This is a genomic window from Pilimelia anulata (genome assembly GCF_014647895.1).
Lineage (GTDB): Bacteria > Actinomycetota > Actinomycetes > Mycobacteriales > Micromonosporaceae > Pilimelia > Pilimelia anulata.
In genome coordinates, this window is sequence record NZ_BMQB01000008.1 from 159,050 (window position 1) to 174,597 (window position 15,548).

Genomic DNA, 15,548 nt, shown 5'->3' on the forward strand with positions numbered 1-15,548 from the left:
CGATGGGAGACACCGTGGCCCAACCCGCCGGTGCCGGGCGGGCCGGACCGGCCGCCCCACCCGACCCCGCCCGCAGCGCCGGCCGGCTCGCCGCCACCGTCGACCGGCTGCGCGCCGAGGTCACCCGCGCGCACGCCGCCGCCGACGGCCGCGCCCTCATCGACCTGGCCAAGGGGGTGCTGATCGCCCGGTTCGGGTACGGGCCGGTCGAGGCCAGCCGGCAGCTCGCCGACCTGGCCCGCGACGGCAGCGTGAGCCAGCTCGCGCTGGCCGCCGACATCGTCAACCAGGCCGCCAGGGACCAGGTCACCGACGCCACCCGGGCATTCCTCCAGCTCACCTCCACGATGCCGGACGCCGACGAGGCGAGTGCGGTGACCCGGCTGCGCACGGCGCAGGCCAGCGCGCTCACCACCGACGACGCGCTCGCCGTCGCCGGCTCGCTGCTCGCGCACGCGCTCGCACCGCTGGGCGCGTCCGCGGTGGCGATCTGGATGGCCGGGCCGGACGGCTCGCTCAGCCTGGCCGGCGCCGCCGGCTTCCCGGCCGCCGAGGTGCGGAGCTGGCGGTTCGTCCCGCCCGGCGTGGCCACGCCCGCCCGGACCTGCCTGGCCGACCGCCGTACGGTGCACTACCCGTCGCTGGGCGCCGCCGGCCTGCCGTCGATCGGCGGGCGGCAGCAGCCGGACAGCGGCCGGACCGTGGTGCCCGCCGGCACCGGCGGCCGGATCGCCGGCGTGCTGGAGATCTGCTGGCCGCGCCCGACGCCGGAGCAGAGCCCGCGGGTGCAGCGGCAGTTCGAGGCGCTGGCCGAGCTGTGCGCGCACACGCTGGAGCGGGCGGCGCCGCCCGCCCCGCCCGGCGACCGCCCGCCCGCCGCGGAGGAGATCGTCGACTTCGTGGACGGGCTGGAGGACGCCGCGCTGGTCCTGGTCCCCGAGCCCGACGCCGACGGCCAGCCCGCCGACTTCCGGATCGCCCACGCCAACCCGCGCTTCGTCGACCCGGCCGGGCGGCCGCGCGCGGCGGTGGCCGGGGCGCGGCTGCTGGAGGTGTACCCGATGGCGGCCGGGGCGTACGGGCTGTTCGAGATGGTCGAGCGGGTGTACGCCACCGGCGAGCCGTTCCGGGCCGAGCGGATGACGATCACCGCGCTGGTCGACCAGGTGCCGCTGCGCGGCGCCGCCGGGATCAGCATCGCCCGGCTCGGCGGCGCGGTGGTGCTGAGCTGGCGGGTGGACGACGAGTCGGCCCGGCTGGCCCGGCTGCTCCAGCACGCGCAGCGGCTCGGCCGGATCGGCGGGTTCGAGGAGCACATCGGCACCGGCGACATCGCCTGGAACAGCCAGCTCCACGAGCTGTACGGGCTGCCCGCCGGCGCCGGGCCGATCCCGCTGGCCCGGCTCGCCCGGCACGCGCACGCCGACGACGCCGGCACCGTGGAGCGGTTCCTGCGTACCGTGCTGCACCACCGGCGGCCGGCGTCGACAGCGTTCCGGCTGCACCGGCCCGACGGGATCGTCCGGCACATCCGGGTGGTGGCCGAGCCGGTGCTGGACGGGCACGAGCACATGGTCGGGGTGCGCGGGGCGTACCAGGACATCTCGGCCCAGCACTGGACCGAGGTGGCGCTGGCGGCCACCCGCGAGCAGCTCGCGCACACCGCCCAGGAGTCCGCCGAGCGCAACCGGCTGGCGCTGCAACTCCAGCACGCGATCATGCCGCCGACGCAGGGGCCGATCGAGGCGTGCGGGCTCCGGGTCGGGGTCCGGTACCGGCCGGCGGAGAAGGACCACCTGGTCGGCGGCGACTGGTACGACGCGGTGGTGCTGCCGTCCAAGCAGGTGCTGCTGTGCGTCGGCGACATCGCCGGGCACGGCATCGACGCCGCCACCGGCATGGTGGTGCTGCGCAACGCGCTGCGCGGGCTGGCCACCACCGGCGCCGGGCCGGGGCAGCTCCTGGCCTGGCTGAACGTCGTCGCGCACCACCTGACCAAGCAGGTGACGGCGACGGCGGTGTGCGGCCTGTACGACCCGGACAGCGCGACGCTGCGCTGGGCCCGCGCCGGCCACCTGCCGCCGGTGCTGGTCAGCGGCGGGGCGGCGCGGATGCTGCCGCAGATCCCCGGCATCCTGCTCGGGGCGCTGGCCGACAGCGAGTACGCCGAGCACGAGGTGCAGCTCGGCGCCGCGGACACGCTGCTGATGTACACCGACGGGCTGATCGAGCGGCGCGGCGACAGCCTGGAGGACGCGCTGAGCCAGCTCCTGGACACGGCGGCCCGCCCGGCGACGGGCCTGGACAACCTCCTGGAGCAGCTCCTCACCTTCACGAACGCCGACACCGACGACGACACCTGCATCATCGCCGTCCAGCGCGACTGACCCGCCGCCCGGCCGGCTGCGGCGGGGGGCGGGTGGGGTCAGGCGCCGGGCTGCGGGGCGGCGACCGGGCTGCGGTGGCCGGCGCGGCTCACCGCGCGGACGCCGAACAGGACGTTGTCCTTGGACAGGTCCACCGTCGCCGTGGTCGTGTCGCCGACCGGGATCACGTGCGTCCACTCCGGTTCGGTGGTGTCCCGCCACACCACCTCGTACCCGGCCAGGTCCGGCTCGGGGCCGCGCCGCCAGCGCAGCGTCGTGTCGTTGGTCAGCCGCGAGGTGACGATCACCGCGTCGCGCGGCGTGCCCGGCGCCCGGGCCAGCGACCACAGGGCCGCGCCGTTGACCCGGGCCACCCGGGCGATGTACGCGAAGTCGCAGAACTCGGGCAGGTCGCCGTACTGGACGCCGTTCTCCACCCGGACGTCCTGGTGCTCGTGGTCGAAGTTCTCCCGCGGCTCGGTGAACCGGGCCGCCGGGTAGCCCTGCTGGAGGAACGAGATGTGGTCGCTGCCGCGCAGGTACCGGTCCCGCCGCCAGACCACCCGGACCCGCATGTCGGTCGCCGGGTTCTCGGCGACGTCCCGGACGAACCGGCCGAGCTGCCGGGACGGGCCGTCGTTCTCCCCGCCGGTGGACTGCCGGGTGGTGGTCTGCTGCGGCGTCTCCGCGGTCGGCACGCCCTCGACGAACAGCCGGACGGAGTGCGGGTCGGGCGGGGTGCCGTCGAACGCCTCGCTGGCGCCGACGATGTCGTTGCTGAACATGCCCTGCACGTCGACGTTCGCCGCCTTGAGGGACTTGGCCAGGTGGGCCGAGCCGAACAGGCCCTGCTCCTCCCCCGCGACCAGCGCGAACACCAGCGTCGCGCCGACCTCGCGGGTGGCGAACAGCCGGGCCAGCTCGAGCACCGCGGCGACGCCGGAGGCGTCGTCGTCGGCACCGGGGGCGTCGGAGGTGAAGTCGAGGACGTCGGTGACCCGGGAGTCGTAGTGGCCGGTGACGACGTACGTCCGCTCGGGGCTGGTGCTGCCGCGCAGGGTGGCGACGACGTTGGTGATCGGGGTGTCGACCGGCAGCCGCGGCCCGGCCGGCTGGACGAACCGCTGCTTCTCGACGGCCATCCGGCCGCCGGCGGTGGCGGCGATGGCCTGCAGCTCGGCGTACAGCCAGTCCCGGGCGGCGCCGATGCCGCGGGTGGGGTGGTCCTGGCTGGACATGGTGTGCCGGGTGCCGAAGGCGACGAGCCGCCGTACGGTCGCCTCGATCCGGCCGGGGTCGACGGCCCGCAGCAGCGCGACCAGGTCGGGGTCGGGGTCCTGCGGGGCGAGCGGCCGGCCGGGGCCGGCGGCGCGGCGGGGGGTGGCGGGGGCCGCGGTGGCCTGCCGTGGGATCAGCGGCGCCGCGGCGGCGGCGACCGCGCCGGTGAGCACGGCGCGCCGGCCGGGGTGGGTGGGGGGTGCCGGATCGAATCGAGGATCGCCCATGTCCGGCATCGTGGTACGCCGCGGCGGGCGTGTCCAGACCCGGGCGGCCGACGGTCAATCCCGGTCGGCGGGCGGCGGTGGCCGATCGGCGACCGGGCGGCCCTGCGGGCGGTGCGGCAGCAGGGTCCACAGGGTGAGGAAGACCAGGGCGACCGTGGCGCTCAGCGCGAACGCGAGCGCCCGGTCGAGCAGGAAGTCGGTGATCAGCAGGACCGAGCTGACCATGGCGACCAGGGTGAGGGCGAGGCCGCCGGTGGCCATCCGGTGCGCGAACATGACCAGCTCCGGCTTGCGGTTGCGGCGGAACTGCGCCCGGTGGAACGCCACCGGCGAAATGATCATCGCGGCGGCGCCGGCGGCGCTGAGCAGGGCGACCAGGTAGACGTTGCGCTCGAAGCCGGTGGTCTCGGTGAACCGGGCGTTGAACGGCAGGATCAGCAGGAAGGCGAACAGGATCTGCACGCCGGTCTGCGCGACCCGCAGCTCCCGGAGCAGTTCGGTGAAGGTGCGCCGCCAGCGGTCCCGCTCGTCCTCCCGCCGCCCGGCATCCGACGCGTCCTCGGGACGCGCGGCCGGCTCGGGCGGCGGGGGGCGATCCGCGGGGTCGCGGGGCGCGGACCGGCGCCGCTGCGGGAGTACGGACAGCGCGCGCCAGGCCATGCCGGGTTGATGCCCGGCCCCGCGGGCGGGCAAACCACCCGCGGGAGGTACGGGTCACGAACGGGTGCAGGTGCGGCCGTCGACGGCCGGCAGCGGGGTGAAGCCGTACGTGCGCAGGGTCGCGAGCACGCCGGCGCCGCCGGCGCACAGGTAGCCCGGGCCGGCGGCGTCGAAGCCGACCGCGCGGACCGCCTCGGCATGGCCGGGCAGCCGGGTGTCGAGGATGTGGTGGACGGTGCGGGTGCCGGGGAAGCCGCCGTTGATCACGGCGTCGTCCGGGCGGTAGCGGCCGTCCGCGTCCGGGCCGCTGACCGGCTGCCGGCCGGCCAGCGCGCCGATCGCCGCGCCGCCGCGCCGGTCGGCGGCGACGCCGTTGGCCTGCGCGACCCACCCGGCGGCGGAGTACGGCAGGATCGCCGCGGCCCGGTCGGCCGCCGGTACGGCCGCGCCGTCGTTCTCGGGGACCTCGCGCAGCGGCCCGCAGGCCGTCGACGGCTCGGCGCCGAGCAGCGTGCCGACGAAGAACGCGCGGGTGCCGGATGCGGCCGGCGGCAGGTACCGGACGATCGGGCCGGCGGCGCCGCCGACGGCGGACCAGTCGGTGACCGCGCAGGAGTAGATGCCGCGGAGCTGGTCGAGGGTGAGGGTGGCCGGGGCGGCGCCGGGGTACCGGGCCCAGGAGACGGCGTCGCGGGCGAAGCCGAAGTAGACCAGCTCGGCCGGGTCGCCGGCGGCCCGGCCGCTGGACGAGCGGGCGATGTCGACGCAGGCGGTGGCCCGGTTGGCGGGGTCGACCAGGGCGGCCTTGCCGGCGCCGGAGCCGGCCGGGGCGGCGTACGTGGCCGGCGGCCGCTCCTGCCCGGCGGCGACCCAGCCGCGGCGGGCGCAGGTGGCGTCGGCGGGCGCGTCGACCGGGGCGGCGGGCCGGACGGGGACGTTCACCGGGATGTCGCCGTCGGGGTTGGCCGCCCGGTCGGCGGCGTACCCGGCGAGGACGGCGCCGACGACGTCCTGCGTGGTGTCGGAGCCGACGGCGGTGAGGACCTGGACGACGCCGTCGCCGGCGGGCGCCGCGGCGGCCGGGCCGGCGGCGAGCGGGCCGGCGGCGGCGTGGGTCGCGGCGAGGCCGACGGCGGCGGTGCGAACGATGGCGCGGAATCCGCGTGTGGGCATGGCGCTGCCTTCCCTCGTGCTGGCGGCCCGGCGGGCCGCGGACGGGACCCATTCACCTCCGCCGCGGCGACGCCGACGCCGCCGGCGGGTGGCCGGGACCTGTCCGGCGCGCGTCCGGCCCGCGCCGGGCGCGAGTGGACGGATCGTGAACTCTCGATGGCCGGTCCGCTGCCGCGGTACCGGCCGGCCGGCTGGCGCGCTTAGCCTCGGCGCATGCCCGCACCGGTGTCCGATGTGGAGGTCCGCTATGCCCGCGGCTTGGCCGGCGTGCTGCTGGCCGACCTGCCCGACCGCTGGGCGCACACCGCGGGCGTGGCCGCCCGCGCCGCCCGGTACGCGGCGGGGTTCGGGCGGGCCGACGCCGACCTGCTGGTGGCCGCCGCGTGGCTGCACGACGTCGGGTACGCCGACACCGTCCGGGACACCGGCTTCCACCCCCTCGACGGCGCCCGCTACCTCGACCGGGCCGGCTGGCCGCCCCGGCTCACCGCGCTGGTCGCCCACCACTCCGGCGCCCGGTTCCTGGCCCGCGAGGTGGGGCTGGCCGGGGAGTTGGGGGCGTACCCGCGGGAGGATTCGCCGCTGGCCGACGCCCTGACCGCGGCCGACCAGACCGTCGGGCCGCGGGGCGAGCCGACGACCGTGGACGCGCGGATCGCCGAGGTGCTGCACCGGCACGGGCCGGGCTCGCCGTACGCCGGGGCCCGACTGCGCCGCGCGCCCTACCTGGTCGCCGCCACCCGCCGGGCCGCCGCCCGGCTGGCCGCCGCCGCCCGCCCGGGCGCGGCGGCCCGCCCGGACCGCGCGGGTGCGGTGGGCGGCCGGTAGTCGGGGCGCTCAGCCGGCGGCGCGCAGGTCGCGGGTCGGCGTCCAGGTGCAGGTCCAGCGGGCCGGCGCGCGCGCCGCGGCCGGCCCCGGGCCCGCCGGCGCGGCCAGCCGCGCGGCGAGCGCGTCGTCCCGGCCGGCCAGGTCGGCAGCGGCCAGGTGCCGGCGCAGCCGCCGGTTGTACTGCCGGATCGTCGCCCGGTGGTCGGGGAAGCGGAACGCCGCCAGGTACCGGCCGACGTCCAGCCGGGCCACGGTCGTGGCGTCGCCGCACGGCTCGACGATCGGCATCAGCCAGTAGTGCACGTTGCACGACGGGTCCGGCTTCTCCTCCTGGTACACGTGCACGTAGTCGATCCCGAGGGCCGCGCGCATCCCGGCCCGGACCGCGCGCAGGACCAGCGCCACCCGCAGGTGGGTATCCTCGTCCATCAGGTCCAGCGCGGGGTACTGCCGGTCCAGGCCGACGATGTAGAAGCCGGGCAGGGCGTGCGAGGCGTCCTGCCGGACGCAGACGCCCCGGTGGTCGTACACCGGTTGCAGCGCCTCGTCCAGCACGTCGCGGTGCCGGCGCAGGAACACGCAGCGCGGGGTGTCGGCGGGCACCAGGTAGCAGCGCAGGTCGCGCGAGCCGCCGAGGAAGTCGAGGTACCGGTACCCCGGCGGGGCCGGCGGCAGGACCGTCCCGCGGTCGATGTCGTGGTAGCGCATGTCGGCCTCCGTCGGCTGGGCCCGGGGTCCGGGCGCGGGCCGCGGGCCGCGACTGCGGCCCCTCCCCCGCCGTCGGCCGTTTCCCCGCCGCCGGGAGCGGCAATCGTCGCCGGCGACGTCGTGCGGACAGCGCGAATGTCGGGCCGGGGCCTTGCGCGCCGCGCCCGGGCGGCGCGCCGGGCCGGCGGGGGCGCGGGCGGTATCGTTTCGGGTCCGCGGGCGCCGGGTAGGGCCGTCCCGCTGATCACCCACTCGGCGCCCGGCCGCACGCCGACGGGCACCGCCGTCCACCCGGGAGTGCCCCGCATGCAGTTGCCCGAGCCGCGCGGCCCGGTCTCCGCCCGCCTGTTCCCCCGGCTGCCCGGCCGGCCGGGGGCGCTGCCGGCCGGCCTGCCGCCGTTCACCGGCGACCCGCTGACCGACGACGACCTGCACGTGACGCTGTTCGCCTGCTACGAGCTGCACTACCGGGGCTGGGACGGCGTCCCGGCCGAGTGGGAGTGGGCGCCGGAACTGCTGCGGCTGCGGGCGGCGGCCGAGGAGCGGTTCCTGCGCGGGCTGCGCCGCCGCGTGCCGGTCCCGACGACGCCGGAGCCGGAGCCGGCGGCCGTCGCCGCGGCGCTGCGGGCGCTGGTCGCGGCCGACGACGGGCCGCCGCTGGCCCGGTACCTGGAACGGCGGGCCGACGCGGCCGAGTTCGCCGAGTTCGTGGCGCACCGGTCGGTGTACCACCAGCGGGAGGCCGACCCGCACACCTGGGCGATCCCGCGGCTGGCCGGCCCGGCGAAGGCGGCGCTGGTGGAGATCCAGCGCGACGAGTACGGCAACGGGCGGCTGGACCGGATGCACAGCACGCTGTTCGGGCACGTGCTGGCCCACTTCGGGCTGGCCGGCCGGTACGGCGCCCACGTCGACGCGGCCCCCGGCGTCACCCTGGCGACGAACAACCTGATGTCGCTGTTCGGCCTGCACCGGGCCCGCCGGGGCGCGCTGCTGGGCCACCTGGCCGCGTACGAGATGACCTCGTCGCTGCCGAACCGGCGGTACGGCAGCGGCCTGCGCCGGCTGGGCGGCGCCGCCCCGGCGACCGACTTCTACGACGAGCACGTCGAGGCCGACGCGGTGCACGAGCAGATCGCCGCCCGGGGCATGTGCGGGGCGTTCGCGGCCGCGCACCCGGCGGAAGCGGCGGACGTGCTGTTCGGGGCGGCCTGCGCGCTGTACCTGGACGGGCTGTTCGCCGCGCACCTGCTCGACGCCTGGGCGGCCGGGGCGTCCTCGCTGCGCCCGGCCCCGCCCGCCGCCGCGGCCGCCTGACCGGCACGCCCGGCCGGCCGGGCGGCAGCACGGGCCGAGCGGCAACCGCGGACCCGGCGACGCCCCCGCACGGCACCGGGCCGACGGGGTCAGCCCTCGCGGTGGTCGGGGGCGGTGAAGCCGACGAGCTTGTGCGTACCATCGCAGAACGGGCGGATCGCCGAGCGCCCGCACCGGCACAGCGCGACGGTGGCCCGCCGGGCGTCCACCGGCTCGCCGGACTGGGTGACGATCGTGAAGTCGCCGCGCAGCAGCAGCGGCCCGTCCGCGCACACGACGATCTCGGCCCCGGTACCCGTACCCGTGCGCGCCATCCGCGCCTCCCCTCGCCGCGGCCCCGATTCCCCGCCGGGCGCCCGGCGAAACGCGGCCGGGCGGTGCGACGGCGGGGCGGCCACATCGGACGGTAGCCGGGCGGCCGGACGGGCGGAAGCGGTCAGTCGGTCGGCACCTCGCGCAGCCCGCCGGTGCGCACGTCGTAGACGAAGCCGCGGACGGCGTCCGTGTGCGGTACGAACGGGTCGGCGCGGATCCGCCCGACCGACTGCCGCACGTCGTCGTCGAGGTCGGTGAACGCCTCGCTCGCCCACGCCGGCTTCAGCCCGGTATCGGCGACGATGCCCGCCTTGAGCTCGTCGTCGGTGAACGTGAGCATGCCGCAGTCGGTGTGGTGGAGCAGCACGATCTCCCCGGTACCGAGCAGCCGCTGGCTGATCGCGAGGCTGCGCAGCACGTCCGCGGTGACGACCCCGCCGGCGTTGCGGATCACGTGCGCGTCGCCCTCGGCGAGCCCGAGCAGCCGGTGCGGGTCGAGCCGGGCGTCCATGCACGCCACGACGGCGACCCCGCGGGCGGGCGGCAGCGGCAGGTCGCCGCGGTCGAAGGCGGCGCGGTACGCCGCGGCGCTGTCCAGCAGCGCGTCGGTGACGGACATGTGGTACCCCATTCCGGCGCCGCGGCGCGGGATCCCTTCCCACCACTCCCGTCGGCGCAGGGGGAATATAGCCCGCCGGGCGAGCCGCAGCCAGGGACAATATTCCTGTCAACCCGATCGGGATTGTGGGAAGGTTCAGCGGCCGATACGCTGGACCGGACGGCGGTGGGGGACGCACCGACACCCGCCCGGTCCGGTTCCCGGGCGGGCGCCGCGCGCCTTCACCACCGTCGCCACCCGACCGCGCCCCGCGGGGAAGGCGGTCCGCCACAGCGCCGGTGCCCGGTCCCGGCACCCGACCGCGCCCCCGCGGGGAAGGCAGCGCCGCCATGTCCACACCCCCCGACCACCTCGTGCTCGCGGCCGCCCTCGACGGCGCGGGCTGGCACCCCGCCGCCTGGCGCGAGCCCGACGCCGACCCGGCGGCCCTGTTCACCGCCGGCTACTGGGCCGGGCTGGCCGCCGAGGCCGAGCGCGGGCAGCTCGACTTCGTCACGATCGACGACGCGCTGCGCCTCCAGTCCGACGGCGAGGCCGCCGGCCCGCGCGCCGACCGGGTCCGCGGCCGGCTCGACGCGCTGCTCGTCGCCGCCCGGATCGCCCCGCTGACCCGCCACCTCGGCCTGGTCCCGACGGTCGTCGCCACGCACACCGAGCCGTTCCACGCCGCCAGGGCCGTCGCCACCCTCGACTACGTCAGCCGCGGCCGGGCCGGCGTCGCCGTCCGGGTCACCGCCGACCCGGCCGAGGCCGCGCACCTGGGCCGGCGCACGTTCCCGGCCGGCGCCGCGGACCCGGCGGTCGCCGCGGGGCTGGCCGCCGAGGCGGCCGACTACGTCGAGGTGCTGCGCCGGCTCTGGGACAGCTGGGAGGACGACGCGGAGATCCGGGACGTCGCCACCGGCCGGTTCATCGACCGGGACAAGCTGCACTACATCGACTTCGCCGGGCCGCACTTCCGGGTCAAGGGCCCGTCGATCACGCCCCGGCCGCCGCAGGGGCAGCCGCCGGTGCTCGTACCGGGTCGCGACGACGCGGGGTACGGCCTGATCGCCGGCTCGGCCGACGTCGGCCTGGTGGCGCCCGCCGACACCGCCGCCGCGGCCGCGCTGGCCCGCCGGCTGCGCCCCGGCACCGGTACGACGGCCGGCGCTGCGGCCGCCGCGACACCGGCCGCGGCCGCCCGGGCGGCGGCCGGACCCGCGCACCCGTCCGCTGGCCCGGCCGACGACGTCCGCGCGTCGGCCGGGCCGGCGGCGGGCCCCGAGCCGCCGGCCGGGCCCGCCCACCTGCTCGCCGACCTGGTCGTCCTCCTGGACGCCGACGCGGACGCCGCCGCGGCCCGCCGGGACCGGCTCGACCGGGCCGCCGGCGGGGCGCCCGCCGCCGGGCCGGCGGTGTTCGTCGGCACGCCCGTCCGGCTGGCCGACCTGCTCGTGGACTGGCTGGCGGCCGGCGTCACCGGCGTCCGGCTGCGGCCCGCCGCCCTGCCGCACGACCTGCGGCAGATCACCCGGCTGCTGGTACCCGAGCTGCGCCGGCGCCGGGTGTTCCGGTCGGGGCCGCCCGCGCCCACGCTGCGGGCCCGGCTCGGGCTGCCGCGGCCGGCCAGCCGGTACGCCGCCCCGGCCGCCGCCGGGGGTCGGCGATGAGCCGGCCGCGTAAGCAGATCCACCTGGGCGCGCACTTCCCCGGCGTGAACAACACGACCGTGTGGAGCGACCCGCGGGCGGGCAGCCAGATCGCGTTCGACTCGTTCGTCCACTTCGCCCGGACCGCCGAGCGCGGCCGGTTCGACTTCCTCTTCCTCGCCGAGGGGCTGCGCCTGCGCGAGCAGCACGGGCGGCTCCACGACCTCGACGTGGTCGGGCGGCCGGACACGTTCACGGTCCTCGCCGCGCTCGCCGCGGTCACCGACCGGATCGGCCTGGCCGGCACGATCAGCTCGACCTTCAACGAGCCGTACGAGGTGGCCCGCCAGTTCGCCACGCTGGACCACCTGTCCGCCGGGCGAGCCGGCTGGAACGTCGTGACGAGCTGGGACGCGTTCACCGGCGAGAACTTCCGCCGCGGCGGGTACCTGCCGCGGGAGCAGCGGTACGAGCGGGCGGCGGCGTTCCTCCGCGCGGCCCGGCACCTGTTCGACTCCTGGCGCGGCGACGAGATCGTGGCCGACCGGGACGCCGGCGTGTTCCTGGCCGCCCCGGACCCCGGCGCCTTCGCCCACCGGGACGACCACTTCGACATCGCCGGCCGGTTCACCGTCCCGCGCAGCCCGCAGGGCACGCCGGTGATCTTCCAGGCGGGCGACTCGCCCGAGGGCCGGGACTTCGCCGCCGCCACCGCCGACGCGATCTTCAGCCGGCACAGCGCGTTCGACGACGGGCGGGCCTTCCACGCCGACGTCAAGGCCCGGCTCCCCCGGTACGGGCGGCGGCCCGACGACCTGCTGATCCTGCCGGCGGCGACGTTCGTCCTCGGCGACACCGACGCCGAGGCCCGCGAGCTGGCCCGCGAGGTGCGCCGGCAGCAGGTCAGCGGCGCGACCGCGATCCACCTGCTCGAACAGCTCTGGAACCGGGACCTGTCCGACCACGACCCGGACGGCCCGCTCCCGGCGGTCGACCCGTTGCCGGGCGAGAACACCGTCGCGCACGGCCGGGCCAGCGTCCGGATGCACCGCGACCCGCTCGCCGTGGCCCGCGACTGGCGGGCCCGGGCCGCGGCCGGCAACCTGTCGACCCGGGAGCTGATCATCGAGGTGACCGGGCGGCAGTCCTTCGTCGGCTCCCCCGCCACGGTCGCGGCGGCGCTGGACCACTTCGTCCAGGCCGACGCCGCCGACGGGTTCATCCTCGTGCCGCACCTGGTGCCCGGCGGCCTGGACGGGTTCGTGGACCGGGTGGTGCCGCTGCTCCAGGAGCGCGGCTCGTACCGCACCGAGTACACCGGCCGCACCCTGCGCGAGCACCTCGGCGTGGCCCGGCCGGCGGGGGTGGGCGGATGACCGGCGTACCGCTGACCGTCCTGGACCTGGTGCCGATCCCGGCCGGGGCGACCGCCGCGGCGGCGCTGCGGGCGAGCATCGAGCTGGCCCGCCGGGCGGAGGAGTTCGGCTACGCCCGGTACTGGGTCGCCGAACACCACCTCAACCCCGGCGTGGCCGGCACCTCCCCGGCGGTCGTGCTGGCGCTGGTGGCCGGCGCGACCGCCCGGATCCGGGTGGGCTCCGGCGCGGTCCAGCTCGGCCACCGCACGGCGCTGGCCACGGTGGAGGAGTTCGGCCTGCTGGACGCGCTGCACCCCGGCCGGCTCGACCTGGGCCTGGGCCGCTCGGGCGGCGCCCCGCCGGCCCGCCCGCCGGCCGACCCCGCAGCCCCGGGGCCGGGTCCGGCCCCGGCCACGAACCCCGCGGCCACCGCGTCGGCGGCCGGCTCGACATCGACCGAATCGGACGCGACCGCGGGCCCGGCGGCAGCGGTGGACCCGGGCCCCGCGACCGGGGCCGGGGCGGGTGCGGCGGCGGGTGGGCTGGTCATTCCCGCGCGGTTCTCGTTCGCCGCGCTGCTCGACTCGCCCCGGTTCGCCGTGCAGAAGTTGCTGCTCAACCCGCCCGGCGCCGTCCCCGCGGACTACACCGCGCAGGTCGGCGACATCCTCGCGCTGCTGGCCGGCACGTACCGGTCGCCGGCCGGCACCCCCGCGCACGCCGTACCCGGCGAGGGCGCCGACGTACAGGTGTGGATCCTCGGCAGCAGCGCCGGCGAGAGCGCGGCCGTGGCCGGCGGCAACGGGCTGCGGTTCGCGGCCAACCACCACGTCAGCCCGGCCACGGTGCTGGAGGCGGTCGGCGGGTACCGGGCGGCGTTCCGGCCCGGCGCGGTGGACCGGCCGTACGTGTCGGTCTCCGCGGACGTGGTGGTGGCCGACACCGCGGCCGCGGCCCGCCGGGCGGCCGCCGGGTACGGCCTGTGGGTGCGCAGCATCCGGACCGCCGCCGGCGCGATCCCGTTCCCGCCGCCCGCGGCCGCCGCGGCACACGAGTGGACCGAGGAGGACCGGCGCCTGGTCGCCGACCGGCTGGCGACGCAGTTCGTCGGCACCGCCGCCGGGGTCGCCGACCGGCTGGACGGCCTCCGGGCGGCCACCGGCGCGGACGAGCTGATCGTCACGACGATCACCCACGACCCGGCCGACCGGATCCGCTCGTACGAGCTGCTCGCGCACGAGTGGGAGCGCCGGCACCCCGGCTCGCTGCACCCGGCCGGGTCGCGCGGGTGACCGGGCCGCCGGCTACCGTGCAGGCATGGCACGCTTCCGCGGTACCGGCAACCTGACCCTCGGCGACGGCACCGACCTGCCGGTCGTCGTCGACCTGCACTCCCGCGTCGAGGGCGGGCGGCGGATCTGGGACGGCACGGTCACCGCGACCGACGAGCGCCGCGCCGGCGTGTTCTGCGTCGACCTCGGCAGCACCCGCCCGCTGCGCCTGGACATCGGCGCGGACGGCGCCGTCGCGCTGCGCCGGTCGGCGCCCGACTCGGTCGCCGTCGAGGTGGCCGGCGAGGGGCCCGCGCCCTTCTAGTCCGGGCGGCGGGGTTTGACGCAATAAACAGAACGTAGAAACCACGGAACGTTTCCACTCGTTCACATATTGACGCTCATACGTCGATGCGGCGCACGGAGCTGCGGTTTTCACCTGTGCACGAGCCGTTCGGGCAGCCGATTCAGCACTACCGGATATTGACGGGCATCTCTCTACACTACGGCGTCACGCCGCACCCGAACGGCCGCGAGGCCGGCGGCCCACCGTGGAGGAGAGCCCGAATGACACCGTTGCGCCCCACCCCGCGTACCTGCACCCTCGCCGTACTCACCCTGGCCGCCGCGCTCCTGGCCGGCCCGGCGCCGGCCGCCGCCGCCCCCGCCGGCGACCTGCCGACCGGCCTGCTCGACGCCGGCGGCGCGCCGCGGATCCCGGGCAGCTACATCGTCGTCCTCGGGGACGGCGTCCGCGGCGACGTCGCCGGCCGGGCCCGGGCGCTGGCCGACCGGTACGGTGGCAGCGTCACCCACACCTGGTCCGTCGCGCTGCGCGGCTTCGCGGCCCGGCTCACCGCGGCGCAGGCGCAGCGGCTCAGCGCCGACCCGGCGGTGCAGTACGTCGAGCCCGACCCCGTCGTGCACGCCGCGGGCGCCGCCGACGAGACGCAGCAGAACCCGCCGTCCTGGGGCATCGACCGGATCGACCAGCGCGCCCTGCCGCTGAGCAAGTCGTACACCTACCGCAGCACCGCCCCGAACGTCACCGCCTACATCGTCGACTCGGGCATCAACACCGCGCACCAGGACTTCGGCGGCCGGGCGTCGTACGGGTACGACTTCGTCGACAACGACAACACCGCCCAGGACTGCCACGGGCACGGCAGCCACGTCGCCGGCACGGTCGGCGGCGCCACCTACGGCGTGGCCAAGGGCGTCAAGCTGGTCGCCGTCCGGGTGCTGAGCTGCAGCGGCAGCGGCAGCGGCTCCGGCGTGCTCAACGGCGTCGAGTGGGTGGCCAAGAACGCGGTGAAGCCGTCCGTGGCCAACTTCAGCATCGTCGGCGGCGGCAGCAGCCTCGAGGCCGCCATCAAGAAGTCGATCCTCTCCGGCACGGTGTGGGCCCTGTCGGCGAACAACCAGTCGACCGACGCCTGCACCAGTTCGCCGGCGAAGCTGCCCGAGGCGATCACCGTCGGCAACGTCACCAACGCCGACGGCCGCGCCGGCAGCTCCAACTACGGCTCCTGCCTCGACATCTGGGCGCCCGGCAGCTCGATCGTCTCCGCGTCGCACAACAACAACAGCGGCAGCCGCACGATGAGCGGCACCTCGATGGCCTCCCCGCACGTCGCCGGCGCCGCGGCCCTCCAACTCGCCGCCAAGCCGACCGCCACGGCCGCCGAGGTCCGGGACGCGCTCGTGGCCGCGGCCAGCAAGGTGACGATCGGCGACGCCAAGCCCGGCTCGCCGAACCTGCTGCTGAACACCCTCGGCGGCGCCGCGCCGCGCTGA

At 77.4% G+C, this 15,548-nt stretch carries 14 protein-coding genes; 8 read left to right on the top strand and 6 right to left on the bottom strand.

Annotated elements, in window-relative coordinates; genetic code table 11:
- The first annotated feature begins 14 nt into the window (after positions 1-14).
- The gene (locus IEY94_RS17910; RefSeq protein ID WP_229784224.1) at positions 15-2,387 is read left to right on the top strand and encodes a SpoIIE family protein phosphatase; all 2,373 of its coding nucleotides are present in this window, start codon (positions 15-17) and stop codon (positions 2,385-2,387) included.
- Between the two features lie 38 nt (positions 2,388-2,425).
- Here IEY94_RS17910 and IEY94_RS17915 read toward each other — a convergent pair whose 3' ends face one another.
- Genes IEY94_RS17915 through IEY94_RS17925 form a run of 3 tightly spaced genes read right to left on the bottom strand, consistent with a single transcriptional unit; the run spans position 2,426 to position 5,704 of the window.
- Positions 2,426-3,871, bottom strand: a complete 1,446-nt coding sequence (locus IEY94_RS17915; RefSeq protein ID WP_189171355.1) for a M28 family peptidase — start codon at positions 3,869-3,871, stop codon at positions 2,426-2,428.
- Between the two features lie 54 nt (positions 3,872-3,925).
- The gene (locus tag IEY94_RS17920) at positions 3,926-4,531 is read right to left on the bottom strand and encodes a DUF6328 family protein (RefSeq protein ID WP_229784225.1); all 606 of its coding nucleotides are present in this window, start codon (positions 4,529-4,531) and stop codon (positions 3,926-3,928) included.
- Positions 4,532-4,585: 54 nt separating this feature from the next.
- Positions 4,586-5,704, bottom strand: coding sequence for a substrate-binding domain-containing protein (locus IEY94_RS17925; RefSeq protein WP_189171356.1), 1,119 nt, complete (start codon positions 5,702-5,704; stop codon positions 4,586-4,588).
- A gap of 213 nt (positions 5,705-5,917) precedes the next feature.
- Here IEY94_RS17925 and IEY94_RS17930 point away from each other — a divergent pair, with 213 nt between their 5' ends.
- On the top strand, positions 5,918-6,532 hold the full coding sequence (locus IEY94_RS17930) for an HD domain-containing protein (protein WP_189171357.1): 615 nt from the start codon (positions 5,918-5,920) through the stop codon (positions 6,530-6,532).
- Between the two features lie 9 nt (positions 6,533-6,541).
- On the opposite strand, the gene IEY94_RS17935 is transcribed toward IEY94_RS17930, so the two are convergent.
- A complete protein-coding gene (locus IEY94_RS17935; protein ID WP_189171358.1) occupies positions 6,542-7,240 on the bottom strand; it encodes a hypothetical protein in 699 nt (232 codons plus the stop codon).
- Positions 7,241-7,546: 306 nt separating this feature from the next.
- On the opposite strand from IEY94_RS17935, the gene IEY94_RS17940 reads away from it, so the two are divergent.
- Positions 7,547-8,557 (top strand): iron-containing redox enzyme family protein, encoded by a 1,011-nt coding sequence (locus tag IEY94_RS17940; protein ID WP_189171359.1) that lies wholly within the window; start codon positions 7,547-7,549, stop codon positions 8,555-8,557.
- An 89-nt stretch (positions 8,558-8,646) separates the two neighbouring features.
- On the opposite strand, the gene IEY94_RS17945 is transcribed toward IEY94_RS17940, so the two are convergent.
- Both IEY94_RS17945 and IEY94_RS17950 read right to left on the bottom strand, forming a co-directional pair.
- Complete coding sequence (locus IEY94_RS17945; RefSeq protein WP_189171360.1) at positions 8,647-8,871, bottom strand: CDGSH iron-sulfur domain-containing protein; 225 nt, start codon at positions 8,869-8,871, stop codon at positions 8,647-8,649.
- A gap of 122 nt (positions 8,872-8,993) precedes the next feature.
- The gene (locus IEY94_RS17950) at positions 8,994-9,491 is read right to left on the bottom strand and encodes a beta-class carbonic anhydrase (protein WP_189171361.1); all 498 of its coding nucleotides are present in this window, start codon (positions 9,489-9,491) and stop codon (positions 8,994-8,996) included.
- A gap of 329 nt (positions 9,492-9,820) precedes the next feature.
- Here IEY94_RS17950 and IEY94_RS17955 point away from each other — a divergent pair, with 329 nt between their 5' ends.
- The 5 genes from IEY94_RS17955 to IEY94_RS17975 all read left to right on the top strand — a co-directional run bounded on the left by IEY94_RS17955 (position 9,821) and on the right by IEY94_RS17975 (position 15,548).
- Entirely contained in the window at positions 9,821-11,143 is a 1,323-nt protein-coding gene (locus IEY94_RS17955) for an LLM class flavin-dependent oxidoreductase (protein ID WP_189171362.1), read from the top strand.
- Positions 11,140-12,498, top strand: a complete 1,359-nt coding sequence (locus IEY94_RS17960) for an NtaA/DmoA family FMN-dependent monooxygenase (RefSeq protein ID WP_189171363.1) — start codon at positions 11,140-11,142, stop codon at positions 12,496-12,498. The genes IEY94_RS17955 and IEY94_RS17960 overlap by 4 nt, the downstream gene beginning before the upstream one ends.
- A complete protein-coding gene (locus tag IEY94_RS17965) occupies positions 12,495-13,772 on the top strand; it encodes an LLM class flavin-dependent oxidoreductase (RefSeq protein WP_229784226.1) in 1,278 nt (425 codons plus the stop codon). The genes IEY94_RS17960 and IEY94_RS17965 overlap by 4 nt, the downstream gene beginning before the upstream one ends.
- Before the next feature lie 25 nt (positions 13,773-13,797).
- Positions 13,798-14,076: a hypothetical protein gene (locus tag IEY94_RS17970; RefSeq protein ID WP_189171364.1), complete on the top strand. Its 279-nt coding sequence runs from the start codon at positions 13,798-13,800 to the stop codon at positions 14,074-14,076.
- A 242-nt stretch (positions 14,077-14,318) separates the two neighbouring features.
- Positions 14,319-15,548, top strand: coding sequence for a S8 family peptidase (locus IEY94_RS17975; protein WP_189171365.1), 1,230 nt, complete (start codon positions 14,319-14,321; stop codon positions 15,546-15,548).

Bases quoted from the DNA above. Each gene is read 5' to 3' on its own strand.
- IEY94_RS17915 (WP_189171355.1), bottom strand. From the start codon at position 3,871: ATGGGCGATCCTCGATTCGATCCGGCACCCCCCACCCACCCCGGCCGG.
- IEY94_RS17920 (WP_229784225.1), bottom strand. From the start codon at position 4,531: ATGGCCTGGCGCGCGCTGTCCGTACTCCCGCAGCGGCGCCGGTCCGCG.
- IEY94_RS17925 (WP_189171356.1), bottom strand. From the start codon at position 5,704: ATGCCCACACGCGGATTCCGCGCCATCGTTCGCACCGCCGCCGTCGGC.
- IEY94_RS17930 (WP_189171357.1), top strand. From the start codon at position 5,918: ATGCCCGCACCGGTGTCCGATGTGGAGGTCCGCTATGCCCGCGGCTTG.
- IEY94_RS17935 (WP_189171358.1), bottom strand. From the start codon at position 7,240: ATGCGCTACCACGACATCGACCGCGGGACGGTCCTGCCGCCGGCCCCG.
- IEY94_RS17940 (WP_189171359.1), top strand. From the start codon at position 7,547: ATGCAGTTGCCCGAGCCGCGCGGCCCGGTCTCCGCCCGCCTGTTCCCC.
- IEY94_RS17945 (WP_189171360.1), bottom strand. From the start codon at position 8,871: ATGGCGCGCACGGGTACGGGTACCGGGGCCGAGATCGTCGTGTGCGCG.
- IEY94_RS17950 (WP_189171361.1), bottom strand. From the start codon at position 9,491: ATGTCCGTCACCGACGCGCTGCTGGACAGCGCCGCGGCGTACCGCGCC.
- IEY94_RS17955 (WP_189171362.1), top strand. From the start codon at position 9,821: ATGTCCACACCCCCCGACCACCTCGTGCTCGCGGCCGCCCTCGACGGC.
- IEY94_RS17960 (WP_189171363.1), top strand. From the start codon at position 11,140: ATGAGCCGGCCGCGTAAGCAGATCCACCTGGGCGCGCACTTCCCCGGC.
- IEY94_RS17965 (WP_229784226.1), top strand. From the start codon at position 12,495: ATGACCGGCGTACCGCTGACCGTCCTGGACCTGGTGCCGATCCCGGCC.
- IEY94_RS17970 (WP_189171364.1), top strand. From the start codon at position 13,798: ATGGCACGCTTCCGCGGTACCGGCAACCTGACCCTCGGCGACGGCACC.
- IEY94_RS17975 (WP_189171365.1), top strand. From the start codon at position 14,319: ATGACACCGTTGCGCCCCACCCCGCGTACCTGCACCCTCGCCGTACTC.